Origin of the sequence: Streptomyces physcomitrii (assembly GCF_012273655.1) — a bacterium.
In the GTDB taxonomy this organism is placed as follows: domain Bacteria; phylum Actinomycetota; class Actinomycetes; order Streptomycetales; family Streptomycetaceae; genus Streptomyces; species Streptomyces physcomitrii.
Window position 1 is genome coordinate 70,598 of record NZ_JAAWWP010000019.1, and the last position, 17,054, is coordinate 87,651.

General features: G+C 72.8%; 12 protein-coding genes. 7 read left to right on the top strand and 5 right to left on the bottom strand.

Going from position 1 to position 17,054, the window contains the following annotated elements:
• Positions 1 to 3: 3 nt before the first annotated feature.
• The 4 genes from HFV08_RS25260 to glgX all read right to left on the bottom strand — a co-directional run bounded on the left by HFV08_RS25260 (position 4) and on the right by glgX (position 7,549).
• Entirely contained in the window at positions 4 to 1,218 is a 1,215-nt protein-coding gene (locus HFV08_RS25260) for a M14 family zinc carboxypeptidase (RefSeq protein WP_168542778.1), read from the bottom strand.
• Positions 1,219 to 1,491: 273 nt separating this feature from the next.
• Positions 1,492 to 2,352, bottom strand: coding sequence for a chitosanase (locus HFV08_RS25265; protein ID WP_168542779.1), 861 nt, complete (start codon positions 2,350 to 2,352; stop codon positions 1,492 to 1,494).
• Positions 2,353 to 2,811: 459 nt separating this feature from the next.
• Positions 2,812 to 5,361, bottom strand: a complete 2,550-nt coding sequence (treY, locus tag HFV08_RS25270) for a malto-oligosyltrehalose synthase (protein ID WP_168542780.1) — start codon at positions 5,359 to 5,361, stop codon at positions 2,812 to 2,814.
• A 79-nt stretch (positions 5,362 to 5,440) separates the two neighbouring features.
• Positions 5,441 to 7,549: a glycogen debranching protein GlgX gene (gene glgX / locus HFV08_RS25275; RefSeq protein WP_168542781.1), complete on the bottom strand. Its 2,109-nt coding sequence runs from the start codon at positions 7,547 to 7,549 to the stop codon at positions 5,441 to 5,443.
• Between the two features lie 318 nt (positions 7,550 to 7,867).
• Here glgX and HFV08_RS25280 point away from each other — a divergent pair, with 318 nt between their 5' ends.
• Positions 7,868 to 9,106 (top strand): DUF5919 domain-containing protein, encoded by a 1,239-nt coding sequence (locus tag HFV08_RS25280; protein ID WP_040246526.1) that lies wholly within the window; start codon positions 7,868 to 7,870, stop codon positions 9,104 to 9,106.
• 130 nt (positions 9,107 to 9,236) lie between these two features.
• The gene (locus tag HFV08_RS25285) at positions 9,237 to 9,959 is read left to right on the top strand and encodes an exonuclease domain-containing protein (RefSeq protein WP_168542782.1); all 723 of its coding nucleotides are present in this window, start codon (positions 9,237 to 9,239) and stop codon (positions 9,957 to 9,959) included.
• A gap of 151 nt (positions 9,960 to 10,110) precedes the next feature.
• Here HFV08_RS25285 and HFV08_RS25290 read toward each other — a convergent pair whose 3' ends face one another.
• Positions 10,111 to 10,974 carry a phosphotransferase enzyme family protein gene (locus tag HFV08_RS25290; protein WP_168542783.1) on the bottom strand — a complete coding sequence of 288 codons (864 nt, stop codon included), beginning with the start codon at positions 10,972 to 10,974 and terminating at the stop codon, positions 10,111 to 10,113.
• A 214-nt stretch (positions 10,975 to 11,188) separates the two neighbouring features.
• On the opposite strand from HFV08_RS25290, the gene HFV08_RS25295 reads away from it, so the two are divergent.
• The 5 genes from HFV08_RS25295 (at position 11,189) to HFV08_RS25315 (ending at position 16,921) form a co-directional block, all read left to right on the top strand.
• The gene (locus HFV08_RS25295; protein ID WP_210430770.1) at positions 11,189 to 12,100 is read left to right on the top strand and encodes a carbohydrate ABC transporter permease; all 912 of its coding nucleotides are present in this window, start codon (positions 11,189 to 11,191) and stop codon (positions 12,098 to 12,100) included.
• 5 nt (positions 12,101 to 12,105) lie between these two features.
• On the top strand, positions 12,106 to 12,939 hold the full coding sequence (locus HFV08_RS25300; RefSeq protein ID WP_168542832.1) for a carbohydrate ABC transporter permease: 834 nt from the start codon (positions 12,106 to 12,108) through the stop codon (positions 12,937 to 12,939).
• Positions 12,939 to 14,279, top strand: a complete 1,341-nt coding sequence (locus HFV08_RS25305; protein ID WP_168542785.1) for an extracellular solute-binding protein — start codon at positions 12,939 to 12,941, stop codon at positions 14,277 to 14,279. Before HFV08_RS25300 ends, HFV08_RS25305 begins: the two co-directional genes overlap by 1 nt.
• Positions 14,280 to 14,421: 142 nt before the next feature.
• Complete coding sequence (mgt, locus tag HFV08_RS25310; protein WP_168542786.1) at positions 14,422 to 15,618, top strand: macrolide-inactivating glycosyltransferase; 1,197 nt, start codon at positions 14,422 to 14,424, stop codon at positions 15,616 to 15,618.
• 265 nt (positions 15,619 to 15,883) lie between these two features.
• Positions 15,884 to 16,921 carry a CDP-alcohol phosphatidyltransferase family protein gene (locus HFV08_RS25315; protein WP_168542787.1) on the top strand — a complete coding sequence of 346 codons (1,038 nt, stop codon included), beginning with the start codon at positions 15,884 to 15,886 and terminating at the stop codon, positions 16,919 to 16,921.
• The last annotated feature ends 133 nt before the right edge of the window (positions 16,922 to 17,054 follow it).

Consider the following 17,054-nt stretch of genomic DNA (forward strand, 5'->3'; position numbering starts at 1 on the left):
GGTTCAGGCCGCCGGTGCCGCCTGCCTGGCCGCCACCAGGACCGTGCGGGACTGGTGCTCCACCTGGGAGGCCAGCGGTACCCAGCGGGCCCGGAACCGGCGCGCGAAGGCCTCGCACCAGCCGCCGACCAGTGCTTCGAGGCGCGCCTGAGCCGGGTCCTCGGCCGCCCGCAGCACCCGCAGCAGCATGGCCCCGGCCCGCAGCGGCAGCCGGCGCCCGAAGGCGTCGATGCTGCCGATGTACGCCACCGTCGCCCCGGGCGCCTCGGTCCCGGCCCAGTCCGCGGCGAGACCCGGCGCCAGATCGAGCGCCCAGCGCGCGCCGCGCAGCAGCGGGCCCGGCGGTCCGGGTAGCCGGGGCAGCGCCTCGGCGAGGATCTCCTCCACCAGGCCCGTCTCGTGCCGCAGCCGGGCGGCGGTCTCCCGCAGCGCGCTCTCCGGCGCCGGGTGCGGGGCCGGGTCGTCGACCAGGTCGCTGGCCCACATCGGCACCTCGACGATCGCGGTGAGGCCGCCGTAGCGGTGCGCGTGGTGCCAGGTGCTGGCGCGGGCGTCCTCCGGCAGGCTGGGGAAGGCGGCCTCGGCGTCCGGCTGCGGCATCACATGGACCCCTGGCCCGGAGGCGGGCCAGCCCGCCGCGTCCGAGGCCCCGGTCTCCACCGGGATGTGCAGCGCGGCGGCCGACTTGGCGAAGGGCTCGGCGAGGCCCGGGATGTCCTTGGTGAGCTGCACCCAGCTGCCGCCCAGATCGGTGCCGTGCAGGGAGACCTGGAGGTACGGGCGCACCTGGTCGATGACCGCGGTCAGCGTCCGGGTCTCCGGCGGCAGCCGGTCCGGGGGCAGCACCGAGGGCGACCACTCGGGCTGCTCGGGACCCGCGGGGCGGAAGAAGTGCCGGTGGTAGTCGTGCAGAGAGCGGGGCGCCGGGCTGCGGTGCAGATGGGCGCCGTCCGGGTCGGCGCAGAGCAGGAAGTGCCAGGAGCGGGCGGCCCGCAGCGCCGGGTCGGCCAGGGTCCGGCGGGCCAGTTCGAGCACGGTGGAACCGCCGGTGGGCTCGTTGGCGTGGGCGCCCGCGACGACCAGGACCGACTGCCGGGCCCGGCCTATCGACAGCAGGTGCATCGGGCGTCCGCCGCGGGAGGTGCCGACCTGCCGCAGGGTGCTCAGCGAGGGCCGCTCGGCCGTCAACTCCCGTGCCGCGGCGATCAGTTCCGTCACATTGGGATAGCGCTTTCCACTCAGGTGACTCACCCCCGTCTGCCGCCCGGACGCAGGCAGTACCCCACGCGGCCCGGCCACTGTCAAGGCGGCTGTCCGGGGTGTCCGTCAGGCCCGCGGATCGGTACGGGCCCGGTCGTAGACGGCCTTCTCGCCGGGGGTGGTCCCGGCCCAGGAGACCGGAGAGAACCGGAGAGGGAGAACCGGAGAGGGAAAGCAGTGGAGCCCGGCCGCGGGGCGGGGTGCGGGCCGGGCTCCACGTGCGGGGCGGGTCTAGTCGATGTGGTAACTGTCGCCGTAGACCTGCCAGTCCAGGGGAGTGTCCAGCGCGAGGTTGCCCGCGTCGAGGAACCTGCGCTGGGCGGTGTCCACCCGGCTGGTGTCCGAGTGGGCCTCCTCCTGCTCCATCGCCCAGACGCGGGCGTCGAGGAAGGCGTGCAGCCAGGCGGTCTCGTCGCCGCCCTCGGAGGGCGGTGCGGCCTGGTCGAGGGCGCGGGCGCGGATGCCGCCGAAGCTGGTGCCGCCCTCGCCGGGGCCGTGCATGACGATGGCGTCGTAGTAGATGAACTGGCCGAGCGTACCGACCTGGTCGCTCTTGCCCTGCGCCACGGCCGGGTCGAAGTAGACGCGGTCGCGCTCGGCGTCCTGGGTGCGCTGGAAGGACTCCTCGCCCGCGGCCTTCGCCCAGTCGGCCTCGAAGGCGGAGCCGAGGCCCTCGTGGGAGTCGGTGCCGTTGACCGCGCGCAGGGCGGGCAGATAGGGCGCGAGGACGCTGTCCGGCTCCTCCTGGGCGTGCCGCTCGACCAGTTCGAGCATGTCGCCGGTGCCCGAGCAGAAGCCGATGATGCCCGCCGTGTAGCCGCGGCCGTCGCCGATGTCCTCGATGTACGGGTACTGGGCGCGCCAGTCGAGCGAGGAGTTCTCGGCGCTGGACACCAGCTGCATGGCGATGTCCTTCTTGGCCGGGTCGTCGAGCCCGTCCTCCGCCCTCGCCGCGGGGGCGGCGGCCCCGACCGGGGCGGGTGCGGCCAGGGCCGACTGCGGCACCGCGAGCAGGGCGAGGCCGAGGAGGGCACCCGCGGCGGGGCGGCCGAGCCGCCGTCCGGGGAACCGTGTGCGGGAACGCTGCTTCATGAGGACCTCTGTTCCGTGAGGAGTGGGGGGAGGCCTGGGGGGCCTGTGACGGGAGGGTGCTCAGACGGCTTGCGTGGTGCGCGGAGGCCGGTGGGGTCCGCGCCCGTCCAGGGGAGGACGGGGCCGGACGGTGGGGGAGTGGGGGGAGTGCGGGGCGCGGCCCTGCCCGGCGTGGCATGAGATTACCGCCGTCCCGCCTTCCGTCAATGGACGCGGAAGTGCCTCTTTCGGGGGTGGTGAGTGCACTCCCTGAAGGCAGCGGCGAGCCGCACGCGCCCCCGCGCCGAGGGACGATCCGGACCTCTCGACGGTCCCCGCAGGAAGACGCCCCGCCGCCCGCCGAGCCGCAGGCGCCTGCGGTCTGTGCCACCGCCGGATCCTGAACTCGCCCTCCCCGCCGGGAACTCAATGAACGCAACCCGGAAGCGATCGTTCCGTTCCGTCCGGTTCCGGCTCTGCTCAGCCCCCGCTTGTCTCCTCCCGGCCCGCTTCCTCCCGACCCGGCTCCTCCCGTTCCAGGAGCGCGAAGGGCCGCCTCGCGAACAGCTCCGCCACCGGCAGCCGCCCCTCGTGGCGCAGCTCCGGGGCGCATACGTCCCGCCAGCGCCCCGGCGGCAGTTGGAGCACCGTCCCGTCCCAGCCGCCCTCCTCCGCGAGCCGCAGCGGCAGTCGCGTCACCGCGCTCAGCACCGCCCCGCCCCGGGTGAACGCCAGGCAGTGTCCGGCCGCGGGGCCCCGCGCGGCCAGCGGTGCGTACGAGCCCCCGGTGCCGAAGAGCTCCGGCCTGCGGCGGCGCAGTTGAAGCGCCGCCACGGTCAACTGCCGTTTCAGGGCGGGCAGTTCACCCGTCTCCTCGTCTCCGTCGTCGGGTTCGGCCGCGAGCGGCGCCCGGTTGTCGGGGTCCACCAGGGCGCGGTACGGGTACTCGGTGCCCTGGTACAGGTCGGGCACCCCGGGCATGGTCAGCTGGAGCAGTGTCGCCGCGAGGATCTGGGCCTCCACAAACGGGCGCAGCCCCGCGCCGAACTCCGCCAGCGCCTTCCCGGCCGGGCCGCCGGGACCGGCCGCCACGAAGTCCGCGACCGCCGTCTCGTAGGCCGCGTCCGGCTCCGTCCACGTCGTGCGCAGCCCCGCCTCCCGCACATGCTTGAGCAGGGCCTCCCGCAGCCGGCCGACCTCCGGTACGCCGAGCCCGAGCGCGGTCTGCCACCCGGCCCAGGCGACCAGGTGGTCGGGGGCCGGTACGCCGGTGCGCGCCGTCAGGGCGGTCAGCTCGCCGAGGAGTTCCGCCCACCGGCCCGGGCACTGCGCGAGGACCGAGATCGCCGCGCGGACATCGGCGCTGCGCTTGGTGTCGTGGGTGGAGAGCACGGTCCCGGTCAGCGGCCAGTCCCGCTGGAGCCGGGCGCAGTAGGCGTGGAAGGCCTCGGGGCCGAGCGCGGGGGCGCCCGGTTCCCCGCCCACCTCGTCGGCGCTGAGCAGCGGCACGTACCGGTAGAAGGCTCGGTCCTCGATCGACTTGGCGCGCAGCGCGGAGGCGGTCTGCGCGAACCGCGCCGCGAAGGCGGCCACTTCGGCACGGCCGTCACCCACACGGTCCTCACCCGCGCCCGTGTCCTCGTCCGCGCCCACGCCGTCCGCGCCCGCCCGGCCGTCACCCTCGCCCGCGCCCCCCACGCCCTCGCCCGTACCGCCGCCCCCGTCTCCGCCGAACTCCCCCAGCAGCAGCCCGCGTACCGCCTCGACCGCGCCCGCCTCCTCCGCGACCTCGAAGGCGGCGGCGGCGTCCGCGGCGGCCTCGGCGGTCAGTACCGACGCCGGGTCGCCGCCCGGGTAGGGGCGGTAGACCGGTACGCGGACCAGGAGTTCGTGCAGGGCGGTGGCCAGGGCCCAGGGGGCGTGGTCGCGCAGCCGGGGATCGCGGGCGCACAGGCGGACGCAGTCGCGGGTCAGCCGGGCGGTCTCGGCGGCCAGGTCGTGGCCGAGGACCTCGTGCGCGGCACGGCGCGCGGTCGCCTCGAAGTCGCCGCCGAGGTCGGGCGCGGGCGCCGCGAACTCCCGGAAGCGGGCGGCGAGTTCACGGGCACCGGCCGGGTCGGTGAGCACCCCGTCCAGGTGCCGCAGGGCGTCGTAGCCGGTGGTGCCCGCGACCCGCCAGTTCCCGGGCAGGCGCTCCCCGTCGGCGAGGATCTTCTCCACCACCGTCCAGCGCCCGCCGCTTGCCTCGTCGAGCCGGGCCAGATAGCCGGCCGGGTCGGCGAGCCCGTCCGGGTGGTCGATGCGCAGGCCGTCCGCGACGCCGTCCGCGAGGAGTTCGAGGATCTTGGCATGGGTGGCCGCGAAGACGCCGGGGTCCTCCACCCGGATCCCGATCAGCTCGGCGATGGTGAAGAAGCGGCGGTAGTTGAGCTCGGTCCTGGCCAGCCGCCACCAGCCGAGCCGGTACCACTGGGCGTCCAGCAGTTCGGGCAGCGGCAGCCCCGCGGTGCCGGGCCGCAGCGGGAAGCGGTGCTCGTGGTAGCGCAACTCCTCGCCGTCCACGCGCAGTCGGTCCAGCTCGCCGCCGAGCGGGCCGCCGAGTACGGGCAGCAGTACCCGGCCGCCCCCCGCCTCCCAGTCGATGTCGAACCAGTGTGCGTGCGCGGCGGCCGGTCCCTCGCGCAGTACGTCCCACAGCTGCCGGTTGTGGCGCGGCGAGGCCGCCATGTGGTTGGGCACCAGGTCCAGGACCAGGCCGAGGCCGTGCTCCCGGGCCCGCGCGGAGAGCGCCCGCAGCCCCGCCTCGCCGCCGAGTTCCCCGCGCACCCGGGAGTGGTCCACCACGTCGTAGCCGTGCGTGGAGCCCGGCACCGCCTCCAGGACCGGTGACAGATGCAGATGGGAGACCCCGAGCGCGGCGAGCCGGGGCACGGCCGCCTCGGCCGCCGCGAAGGGGAAGCCGGGCTGGAGCTGGAGGCGGTAGGTGGCGGTGGGCACGGGCACCGGGGGCTTCGGGCGCAGGGAGGTCATGCACCGTTACGTACCCGCCCCGGCGCCCCCGCTGTCGCTCCCGCGCCGAAGGGCCCCCGACTGCACCGCCCGCCGGTGCTCAGGCCGGGCGCTGGAGCACGGTCAGGCTGCGGTCGATCAGGGTGAGCCGCTCGCCCGCCGCCACCTCGGAGGCCGAGCCCGGCGGCACCGGGTCCCGGCGGGCGGTGTCCACCACGATCCGCCACTCGGGGCCGTGCAGCACCGGTACCTGGAACTCCAGCGGTTGGGGGGAGGCGTTGAAGAGGAGCAGGAAGGAGTCGTCGGTGATCCGCTCGCCGCGCGGGCCGGGCTCGGAGATGGCGTTGCCGTTGAGGAAGACGGTCAGCGCGCTCGCGGTCGCCTCGCTCCAGTCGCGCGGGGTCATCTCCTCGCCCTCGGGGGTGAACCAGACGATGTCCGACAGCTCGTCGTGGGTGCCCTCGACCGGCCTGCCGTGGAAGAAGCGCCGCCGCCGGAAGACCGGGTGGTCCCGGCGCAGCCACACCATGGCCCGCAGGAAGAGCAGGCGTTCGGCGGCGTCCTTCGGCCACTCCAGCCAGGACAGGGCGTTGTCCTGGCAGTAGGCGTTGTTGTTGCCCTGCTGGCTGCGGGCGAACTCGTCCCCGTGCGAGATCATCGGCACGCCCTGGGAGAGCATCAGGGTGGCGATGAAATTGCGCATCTGCCGCTCCCGCAGGCCGAGGATCTCCTTGTCCTCGGTCGGCCCCTCCGCCCCGCAGTTCCAGGAGCGGTTGTGGCTCTCGCCGTCCCGGTTGTCCTCGCCGTTGGCCTCGTTGTGCTTCTCGTCGTAGGAGACCAGGTCGTGCAGGGTGAAACCGTCGTGGCAGGTCACGAAGTTGATGGAGGCGAGCGGGCGCCGCCCGTCGTCCTGGTAGAGGTCGGAGGAGCCGGTCAGCCGGGAGGCGAACTCGGCCAGGGTGCGCGGCTCGCCCCGCCACAGGTCGCGCACCGTGTCCCGGTACTTGCCGTTCCACTCGGTCCACAGCGGCGGGAAGTTGCCGACCTGGTAGCCGCCCTCGCCGACGTCCCAGGGCTCGGCGATCAGCTTCACCTGGGAGACCACCGGGTCCTGCTGCACCAGGTCGAAGAACGAGGACAGCCGGTCCACCTCGTGGAACTGCCGGGCCAGCGTCGCCGCGAGGTCGAAGCGGAAGCCGTCCACATGCATCTCGGTGACCCAGTACCGCAGCGAGTCCATGATCAGTTGCAGTACGTGCGGGGAGCGCATCAGCAGCGAGTTTCCGGTGCCGGTGGTGTCCGTGTAGTAGCGCGGGTCCTCCGCCAGGCGGTAGTACGAGGAGTTGTCGAGGCCCTTGAAGGAGAGGGTGGGCCCGAGGTGGTTGCCCTCCGCGGTGTGGTTGTAGACCACGTCCAGGATGACCTCGATGCCCGCCTCGTGCAGGGCCCGTACCGCGGACTTGAACTCCAGCACCTGCTGGCCGCGGTCGCCCCAGGAGGCGTAGGCGTTGTGCGGGGCGAAGAAGCCGATGGTGTTGTAGCCCCAGTAGTTGTTGAGGCCCATGTCGACCAGGCGGTGGTCGTTGACGAACTGGTGCACCGGCATCAGCTCGATCGCGGTCACCCCCAGCTCGGTCAGGTGCTCCAGGATCGCCGGGTGGGCGAGGGCGGCGTAGGTGCCGCGCAGCTCCTCGGGGAGGGCGGGGTGACGCATCGTCAGGCCCTTGACGTGGGCCTCGTAGATGACGGTGCGGTGGTAGTCGGTGCGGGGCGCGCGGTCGTCGCCCCAGTCGAAGTACGGGTTGACCACCACCGAGGTCATGGTGTGCGGGGCGGAGTCCAGGTCGTTGCGCCGCTCGGGTGCCCGGAAGTGGTAGCCGTAGACCTCCTCGCCCCAGCTGACCGAGCCGCTGACCGCCTTCGCGTAGGGGTCCAGGAGGAGCTTGGCGGAGTTGCAGCGCTGACCGCGCCCGGGTTCGTAGGGTCCGTGCACCCGGAAGCCGTACCGCTGCCCGGGCATGATCCCGGGCAGATAGGCGTGCCGTACGAAGGCGTCCGTCTCGCGCATCTCCACCGCGGTCTCCGAGCCGTCGTCGTGCACGAGGCACAGCTCGACGCGGTGGGCGGCCTCGGAGAAGAGGGCGAAGTTGGTGCCGGCGCCGTCGTACGTGGCACCGAGGGGATATGCCTGACCAGGCCATACCTGCATGGATGACGACTCTTCCGCTACCGGCCCCCGGCTGGGGACACCTGCTCCGAGTCTTCCCGAAAGGCGGCGGGCCACCTAGGACCTTCGCTGCGGGTACGGGGCGCGCGTTGCGGGACACGGGGCTCGCGGCAGGGGGCGCCGGGCCGCTGACCAGCGCACCAGGCACCGCCGCCGACCTCGATTCGCGCAGAACTCCCGTGTGAGCAAGGATGGTTGGGAAATCTCCCGCGCATCCGGCTGCGTCGGCGCCTTCTTGCGGAGTACCCTCCTTGATCGTTGAACGGGGGAGTACGCGGGGGTGGGGAAGGCGGTAAGCACGTGAGCTCGGGAGGGCTGGAACTTCCGCCTGGCGAGAGCGGCCAGGAGGGAGGGACGGCAGAGGTCCCACCCGGAGCGGTGTCCTTGGCACGGCCCATGGAGATCGGCGCCGAGCTGGACTGGGGGTCCGAGGACTGGAGCGAGGTCCGCACCAGAGCCCAGCGCGCGGGGCGGGCCTACATCTGGCTGAACCTCGTCGAACAGCGGCTCAGGGCCGTGGTCGCCGCGGTGCTGCGGCCCGTCTACGAACCGGTGCACGGCGAGGACTGGGTGGTCGCCGCCGCGGGTCCGGCGGGCCAGGAGTGGGTGCAGCGCGCCGTCGCGGTGCGCGAGGTGTCCCGCCGCAAGGGCTATCTGCTCGACCCCGCGGACGACAACGTGGTGAGCTTTCTGACGCTGCCCCAGCTGCGGGAGCTGATGGTGCAGCACTGGCCCTGCTTCGAGCCGTACTTCGACGACCGGCGCACCGTGGAACTGGCCCTGGACGAGCTGGAGGTCACCCGCAATGTGGTCTCCCGCAACCGGGCGCTCTCCGTCACGGTGCTCGCCCAGGCCGAACGCGCCGCCTCCCGGCTCCTGGAGATACTCGGCACCGGTTCCGAGGTGCCCTCGGCCCGCCGCCTGCCGGTGGACGCCGTGGAGGAACTCGTCGGGGACCGCTACGGCGATGTCGTCGGGGTGCACGCGGACCGGGTGCGGCTGCTGCGCAACTTCCCGGCCGAGGACATCTTCGGCGGCGCCCGGCGGCTGGACGCCATCGGCATCGGCCTCAATCTGCTCAGCCAGAACTTCTCCGGGCGCCGCCTGGTGCGGCTCGCGGAGTCCGGCTGCCGGATCCGCCTGGTCTTCCTCAACCCGGCGAGCAGCGCGGTCAAGCGCCGCGAACGCGAACTGGGCATGAAACGCGGGGAGTTGAGCCGCGCGGTGGAGACCAACATCCTGCATATGCGCCGGGTCCGCTCGCGGCTGCGCGATCCGGGGGCCTTCGAGATACATGTCTTCGACGAGACCCCGCGCTTCACCGCCTACCTGGTCGACGGCGACGGCGCGGACGGCATCGCGGTGGTGCAGTCGTACCTTCGGCGCACCCGGGGCATGGAGGCGCCGGTGCTCGTCCTGCGCGGCGGCGGCCGGGTGGTGCGCCACCCGGAACCGGCGGAAGCGGGGGAGAGCGGCCTCTTCGACACCTACCGCGAGGAGTTCGAGCTGGCCTGGGGTGATTCGCGGCCGGTCTCCTGAACCGGCGGCGACCGGCACCCGGGCACGCGCGGCCCCTCACCGGCGTACCGGAATGCCTCGATCCGCGATGTCAGTGGCGCATGGGATCGTGAGGTCACTGGGGGAAACGCACCATCGAGAAGGGGGTCCCATGGCCTGGTTCCGCGAGCTCGTCCACGGCTTCGACCTGGAGACCACGGGTACCGATCCGCACCGCGCGCGCATCGTCACCGGCGCCGTCGTCGAGTTCCGCGCCGGTGAAGTCCTGGGCCGCCGCGAGTGGCTGGCCGATCCGGGCGTGCCGATACCGGCCGAGGCCGCCGCGGTGCACGGCATCACCGACGAGCAGGCGGCCCAGGGCGCCCCGCCGGACCAGGTGGCCGACGCGATCGCCGAGGTGCTCACCGCCTCCTGGCGCGCGGGCATCCCGGTCGTCGCGTACAACGCCGCCTTCGACCTCACCCTGCTCGCCGCCGAGTTGCGCCGCCACGGGCTGCCCTCGCTGCGCGAACGCCTCGGCACGGAGCCGGCCCCGGTCCTCGACCCGTACACCATCGACCGGTACGTGGACCGCTACCGCCGCGGAAAACGCAAGCTGGAAGCCGTCTGCACCGAGTACGGCATACGGCTCGACGCCGCCCACGACGCCACCGCGGACGCCCTGGCCGCCGCCCGGCTGGCCTGCGCCGTCGCCGAACGCCACCCCAAGGTCGCCGAGCTCTCCGCCGCCGAGCTGCACCGCAGCCAGATCGGCTGGGCCGCCGAACTGGCCGCCGATTTCCAGCGGTTCCTGCGCCGCCAGGGCGAGCAGGACGCCGTGGTCGACGGGGTCTGGCCGCTGCGCGAACCGGCGGGGGAGTCCGAGACGGTCTGACCGGGGCATCCGGGCCGGTCGGAGGGACGGTCTCCTGCGGTCGGCGGGCGCTGCTCGCCGTGCGAGGAGGGGCAGCGAGGAAGACAGAGGAGGACATGGGAAGAGGGGCGCGCGAAGAGGGCACGGGCCCCGCCCGGAGGTGTCCTGGACCTCAGAAGGGATACCACCGCACCGAGGTGTCCCCCTCGCGCAGCGAGTCCACCCGGCGGCGGAACTCGGCCAGCGCCCCGGGGTTGGCCGGGGCGTGCTGGGCCACCCAGGCGCAGCTCGCGGTCTCGCGGGCGCCGCGCAGGACCGCGCAGCCCTCCCACTCCCGTACGTCCCAGCCGTAGGCGCGGACAAAGGAGTCGTAGGCCTCGGCGGGCAGTCCGTACCGGTCGCGGCTGAGCGCGAGGACGACCAGGTCGTGTTCGCGCAGGTCCAAGGAGAAGGTCTCCAGGTCGACCAGGACCGGTCCCCCGGGGCCGATGTGCACATTGCGCGGCAGCGCGTCCCCGTGGATCGGGCCCGGGTCCAGCCGCGGGGCGAGCGCGCCCGCGGCGGCGGCGAACTCGTCCCGCCGGGCCCGCAGATAGGCCGCGTCCGCCGGGTCGACGGCGTCCCCGGCGAGCCGCAGCCAGCGCTCCACCCCGCCGAGGAGTTCGCGCCGCGGCAGAGCGAACTCCGGTGCCCCCAGGGCGTGCACCCGGCGCAGCAGCACCGCGAGGTCGGCGGGTTCGGCGGGCCGTACAGCCTCGCCGAGGCCGTGCCAGACCGTCACCGGGTGCCCCTCGACGAGCAGCGCCTCCTCGCGGGCGGCGCGGACCGCGGGCACCCCGCGCCCGGCCAGCCAGGCGGCGACCCGCAGTTCGCGCTCGGCCCGCTCCAGGAGTTCGGCGCTGCGGCCGACCTTCACCACCAGCGCGTCCGCGGCGAAGACCGCGTTCTCGCCGAGCGCCAGCAGGCGCGCCCGCCCCGCGTCCCCGGGCAGCACCCCGGCCGCCGCGAGGACTTCCCGCGCCCTCTTCTCGTCCATCCACCGGCCCCTTCACCGCACCCGCACCTCGTCCTCGGCCCAGTCTGGCATTCCCGCTGGTCGTCCCTCTCCGAGGTGAGCACGCGCGCTGCCTTGACGCCGGGGCGGCCCATCAGGACCATGACGTCGTGCCGTCGGGCGGATCCCCCGTCCGGGGCGGCCGATTTTCCCGAGCCGCCCCGAAGGAGCCGATTCCGTGACGCCGTCGACCGCGCTGCAGCGGTCCGCGAACAAGCCGCGCCCCGACCGGCGCGGCCCCGCCGACTTCGGCGCCTGGTTCCTGGTGCTCCCGGCCCTCATCCCGATCCTGGTGCTGAGCGTCGCCCCGCTCGCCTACGGGATCGGCCTCGCCTTCACCGACGCCCAGTCGGGCCGCACCAGCGCCACCCAGTGGATCGGGCTGCTCAACTTCCGGGATCTGGCCGAGGACAGCCTCTTCTGGGAGTCCTTCCGCATCGGGCTCGTCTGGGCCGTGGGCGTAACGGTTCCGCAGTTCCTGCTCGCCCTCGGTCTCGCCCTGCTGCTCAACCAGGACCTGCGGCTGCGCTGGCTGGCCCGGGCGCTCGCGATCATCCCCTGGGCCATGCCCGAGGTCGTCGTCGGCATCATGTGGCGGCTGATCTACCAGCCCGACGCGGGCATCCTCAACGAGACCCTGCGCGATCTGCACCTCGGCAGCGGCCACGACTGGCTGACCGGCCTCGGCACCGCCCTGCCCGCCGTCATCGTGGTCGGCGTCTGGGCGGGCATGCCGCAGACCACGGTCGCCCTGCTCGCCGGGCTCCAGAACACCCCGCGCGAACTGCACGAGGCGGCGGCCGTCGACGGGGCCGGCGCCTGGCGCCGCTTCCGCACCGTGACCTGGCCCGCGCTGCGCCCGGTCGCCCTCGCGATCACCGCGCTCAACTTCATCTGGAACTTCAACTCCTTCGCCCTGGTCTACGTCCTGACCAGCGGCGGACCCGGCGGACGGACCAGGCTGCCCATGCTCTTCGCCTACGAGGAGGCCTTCCGCTACGGCCAGTACGGCTACGCGGCCGCGATGGGCTGCGCCATGGTCGGCGTGATCGCCCTGGTGCTCGCGGTGCGGCTGGCCGGACGGCTGCGGGGAGGCGAGCAGCGATGAGCGGACTGCGGACCTCGGGGCCGGGACGGGCGGCGCAGTACCTCGCCCTGCTCGGCTATCTGCTCTTCCTCGCGGTGCCCTTCCTCTGGCTGCTCTCCACGGCCTTCAAGCCGCCGCGGGAGCTGAGCAGCCTGCACCCCACCTGGATCCCGCACCACCCCACCCTGGACAACTTCCGGCAGGCCTTCGACGAGCAGCCGCTGCTGGACGCCGCCCTCAACTCCCTGGTGGCGGCGGTCTCCGCGGCGGTGCTCGCGGTGCTCCTCGCCACGCCGATGGCCTATGTGCTCGCCCGCCGCCCGGGGCTCTTCTCCCGCGCGGCGACCGGCTGGGTGATCGTCAGCCAGGCCTTCCCGTTCGTCCTGATCATCATCCCGCTCTTCCTGATCCTGAAGAACCTGCGGCTGATCGACTCCGTCCCCGGCCTGATCGTGGTCTACGTGGTCTGGGCGCTGCCCTTCGCGCTGTGGATGCTGATGGGCTACGTCCGCGCGGTCCCGGTCGAGCTGGAGGAGGCGGCGGCGATGGACGGCGCCGGGCGGCTGCGCACCCTGGTCTCGGTGACGGCACCGCTGCTCGCCCCCGGGATCGTGGCCACCGCGCTCTTCGCCTTCATCAGCGCCTGGAACGAGTTCTTCTTCGCCCTGGTCCTGCTCAAGTCCCCGGAGAAACAGACCCTGCCCGTGGTCCTCACCCACTTCCTGGGCGCCGAGGGCGTCGCCGACCTCGGCCCGCTGGCCGCCGCCGCGCTGCTCGCCACGCTGCCCTCCCTGCTCGTCTTCGCCCTGATCCAGCGCCGCCTCACCAGCGGCATGCTCACCGGGGCGGTGAAGAGCTGATGACCGAGCAGCCGACGCCCGCCCGCCGCACCTCCCGCGCCCGCCGTGTCCCGGTCCTCGCCCGGCTCGCCGCCGCGCTCCTGACCGTCCTCGCGCTGCTGCTCACCGGCTGCTCCTCGGACGGCGACGGCGGCGACGACGGGGTGGTCCGGCTCCGCTTCCAGTCGCTCGCCTGGCAGCAGGAGTCCGTGGAGATCAACAAGAAGCTGGTCGAGGAGTGGAACGCCCGCCATCCGAAGGTGCAGGTCGAGTACGTCCAGGGAAACTGGGACACCATCCACGACCAGCTGCTCACCTCCTTCGAGGGCGGCGAGGCACCGGACATCGTCCACGACTCCTCCGACGACCTCGCCGACTTCGCCTACGGGGGCTACCTCGCCGACCTGAGCAAGCTGCTGCCCCGGCGGCTCAAGGAGGACATCCCCGCGCGCAGTTGGCGCACCACCGCATTCCAGGACGGCGTCTACGGGGTGCCCTTCCTCCAGGAACCGCGGGTGCTGCTCGCCAACTCCCGCCTGCTGCGCGAGTCCGGGGTGCGCATCCCGACGCCGGAGAAGCCCTGGAGCTGGCCGGAGTTCCGCCGGGTCACCGAGCGGCTCTCCGGCAAGGGGCGCTACGGGGTGGCCTGGCCGCTGAAGGAGCCGGTCTCGGCCACCCTCAACCTCGGGCTCTCCTCGGGCGGCCGAATGTTCCACCGGGACGCCGAGGGCAAGGCGGAGGTCCGCTTCGAGGCCGGGGACCAGGTCATGCCGCGTACCGTGCGGGCCCAGGTGAACAGCGACCGCAGCGCCGGCGGGAGCACCCTCGGCATGAGCGCCTCGGACACGCTGCCCGGTTTCTTCGGCGGCAGGTACGCCATGGTCCCGCTCGGCTTCTCCTTCCGGCAGCAGGTCGTCCAGCAGGCACCGAAGGGCTTCGACTGGCAGGTGCTGCCCGCCCCGGCCGGCAGCGCGGGGCTCGCCCAGGGGGTCAGTCCGCAGACCCTCTCCATCGCCGAGGACAGCCCGCACAAGAAGGAGGCGATGGCCTTCATCGACTTCTTCCTGCGGCCCCCGAACATGGTCCGGCTCGCCCGCGGCGACTGGATGCTGCCGACCGGCACCACGGCCCTCGCCGACCCCGCCCTGCACACCCGCAAGCACGACTGGTCCCTCGGCACCGCCCTGGCCCGGCAGTTGAGCCCCGCGCCCGCGCAGACCGTGCGCGGCTACCCGGAGTGGAAGGACAAGGTGGCGACCCCCGCCTTCCAGGAGTTCTTCAGCGGCGCCATCGGCCTCCGGGAACTCAAGGCCCGCCTGGAGGACGACGGGAATCTGGTGCTCGCGCGCTATCAGCGCTGAGGGGGGGGGCTGGGGCGGGTGCCGGGTGCCGGTGGTCCGTAGTCGGCCGCGCCGGGCTGGGTGCTCCCGTCGTGCCGGCCCGGACCGTACGCGCCGAATAATCGAGTGGACGAGACGTTTCGTCTCGCTTTATGGTGGCCGCATGATTGCCCCAGGGATCAAGCCCGCCCATATCGCCATGTTCTCCATCGCCGCGCTCGGGCATGTGAACCCGAGCCTGGAGGTGATCCGGGAGCTGGTCGCCCGCGGCCACCGCGTGACCTACGCGATCCCGCCTCAGTTCGCCGAGCGGGTGGCCGAGACCGGCGCCGAGCCCGTGCTGTGGAACTCCACCCTGCCGACCGACGAGGACCCCGACGCCTGGGGCACCGAGCTGATCGACAACATCGAGCCCTTCCTCGCCGACGCCGTCCAGGCCCTGCCCCAGCTCATCGAGGCCTACGGAGAGGACCGCCCCGATCTGATCCTCTACGACATCACCGCCTACCCGGCCCGGGTGCTCGCCCACCGCTGGTCGGTGCCGATCGTCCAGCTCTCGCCGAATCTGGTCGCCTGGGAGGGGTACGAGGAGGAGGTCGGCAGGCCCACCTTCGAACCGCTCAAGCAGACCGAGCGCGGCCGCGCCTTCTACCAGACCTTCGAGGGCTGGCTGCGGGAGAACGGCCTGGACATCGACGTCGAACGCTTCATGGGCCGCCCGGACCGCTGCCTCGCGCTCATCCCCAAGGCGCTCCAGCCCGAGGCGGACCGGGTGGACGAGAGCGTCTACACCTTCGTCGGCACCTGCGGCGGCCGCCGGGCGGAGACAGCCTGGCGGCGTCCGGCCGACGCGGAGAACGTCCTCCTCGTCTCGCTCGGTTCGAGCTTCACCAAGCAGCCGGCCTTCTACCGCGACTGCGTCGAGGCCTTCGGCGCGCTGCCCGGCTGGCATGTGGTGCTCCAGATCGGCAAGTTCGTCAGGCCGGAGGAGCTCGGGGAGATCCCGGACAACATCGAGGTCCACTCCTGGGTGCCCCAGCTCTCCGTACTGGAACAGGCCGACGCCTTCGTCACCCACGCGGGCGCGGGCGGCAGCCAGGAGGGCATCGCCACCCGGACGCCGATGGTGGCCGTACCGCAGGCCGTCGACCAGTTCGGCAACGCCGACATCCTGCAAGGTCTCGGCGTGGCACGTCATCTGCCGATGGCGGAGGTGACCCCGGAGGCGCTGCGGGAGGCCGTGCTCGCCCTCGCCCACGACCCCGAGGTCGCCCGGCGGCTTGCGGAATTGAGCAAGCAGACCGCGGCCGAGGGCGGCACCTCGCGCGCCGCCGATCTGATCGAGGCCGAACTGCGGTAAGGGCCCCGGGTGTCCGCGGAGGCTGAACTCCCTTGCCCGGGCGCCCGGTTGCCTCGTTTCTGTGCAGCGAGCGGGGAGATCGCGTCACGGAAGGATCAAGACATAACGCTGGGGTAACGAGGCTCGGTTGGGAAAACCCTAGGGACCACGCTCACCCCGTACGACATGTTGCACGGGGAAAGGGTTGTACGGGCACGCTCTTGTACCTTCGGTGAACCGCTTTCTAGCGTGAGGTGAATTCCATTCGAACGCCGGGAAGCAGAGCATGCGCCAAGACATACCCCCCCTCGCCGAAGTGCGCCGCCTCACACAGAAGAAGCGGGACGCGTGGTGGACAGTGATGCTCGTCGACCCACTGGCCACCCCCCTGGTCCGCCAGGTCGCCCTGCGCACCAGGATCACGCCCAACCAGATCACCTGGGGCGCCTTCCTGCTCGGCCTGGTCTCGGCCGGATTCTTCCTGCTCGGTGACTGGCGCTGGCTGATCGCGGGCGCCCTCGTCTACCACCTGAGCTTCCTGCTCGACTGCATGGACGGCAAGGTCGCCCGGCTCACCGGCCAGGGCTCGGTGTTCGGCGCCTGGCTGGACTTCGTCTTCGACCGGATCCGGGTGATGGCCTGCGCGCTGGCCCTCGCGGCCGGGCAGTACAACCGCACCGGGGAGACCCGCTACATCTGGCTCGCCGCCGTGGTCGTCTTCCTCGACGGGCTGCGCTACATCAACTCCCTGGAGATCTTCAAGACCCGCCACACGATGCGCAAGCAGATCAAGTCGCGCATCAGGGAGGCCCGCCGCGCCCAGGACGCGGACTCGCTCGCCTTCATGGAGGACCTGCTCCGCGACAACCCCGAGGCCGACATCGAGCAGGACCTCGGCAAGGCGGCGGCCGCCGCGGCCGAGCAGTCGGAGCGGATCCACCCGGAGGCCGGACCGGTCCACCCGGAGACCGGCCTGGCCCACCGCGAGGCCGAAGAGCCGGAGGAAGGCGCGGCGCTGCCCAAGAAGGCCCAAGTGGTCGACCTCCAGCAGGAGTTCCGGCGCAAGTTCCCCGCCTATCTGCGGCTGCGCTCCTTCCTGCTGCGCCACCGCGTCCGGCCGCACCTGATCAGCGGCATCGAGTTCCAGATGGGCGTCTTCATCGTCGGCCCGCTGTGCGACGCGGTGCTGCCGGTCGCCCTGGCCTCCGGTGCCCTGCTGCTCGTCTTCGAACTCGCCATCATCTACAAGCTGCTGCTCTCCACCCGTGACTTCGCGCGGACCCTGGACTCCTTCGACCGGCCCGGGGTGACGGTCGCCGCCTGAGCGGCGCCGTCTCCGGGCGGCAGAACGGGAAGCGGTGCGATGACACAGCGCATGATGCCTCACAGGAGAGAAGGGCAGGGGAGTGGCTCTGGTGCGGTGGGGGACGGCTCAGCGGGCAAGGGCGAGGACGCCC

Excerpts from the sequence above, each read along its gene's own strand:
- treY (WP_168542780.1), bottom strand. The coding sequence starts at position 5,361 with ATGACCTCCCTGCGCCCGAAGCCCCCGGTGCCCGTGCCCACCGCCACC.
- HFV08_RS25315 (WP_168542787.1), top strand. The coding sequence starts at position 15,884 with ATGCGCCAAGACATACCCCCCCTCGCCGAAGTGCGCCGCCTCACACAG.
- HFV08_RS25305 (WP_168542785.1), top strand. The coding sequence starts at position 12,939 with ATGACCGAGCAGCCGACGCCCGCCCGCCGCACCTCCCGCGCCCGCCGT.
- glgX (WP_168542781.1), bottom strand. The coding sequence starts at position 7,549 with ATGCAGGTATGGCCTGGTCAGGCATATCCCCTCGGTGCCACGTACGAC.
- HFV08_RS25265 (WP_168542779.1), bottom strand. The coding sequence starts at position 2,352 with ATGAAGCAGCGTTCCCGCACACGGTTCCCCGGACGGCGGCTCGGCCGC.
- HFV08_RS25285 (WP_168542782.1), top strand. The coding sequence starts at position 9,237 with ATGGCCTGGTTCCGCGAGCTCGTCCACGGCTTCGACCTGGAGACCACG.
- HFV08_RS25290 (WP_168542783.1), bottom strand. The coding sequence starts at position 10,974 with ATGGACGAGAAGAGGGCGCGGGAAGTCCTCGCGGCGGCCGGGGTGCTG.
- mgt (WP_168542786.1), top strand. The coding sequence starts at position 14,422 with ATGATTGCCCCAGGGATCAAGCCCGCCCATATCGCCATGTTCTCCATC.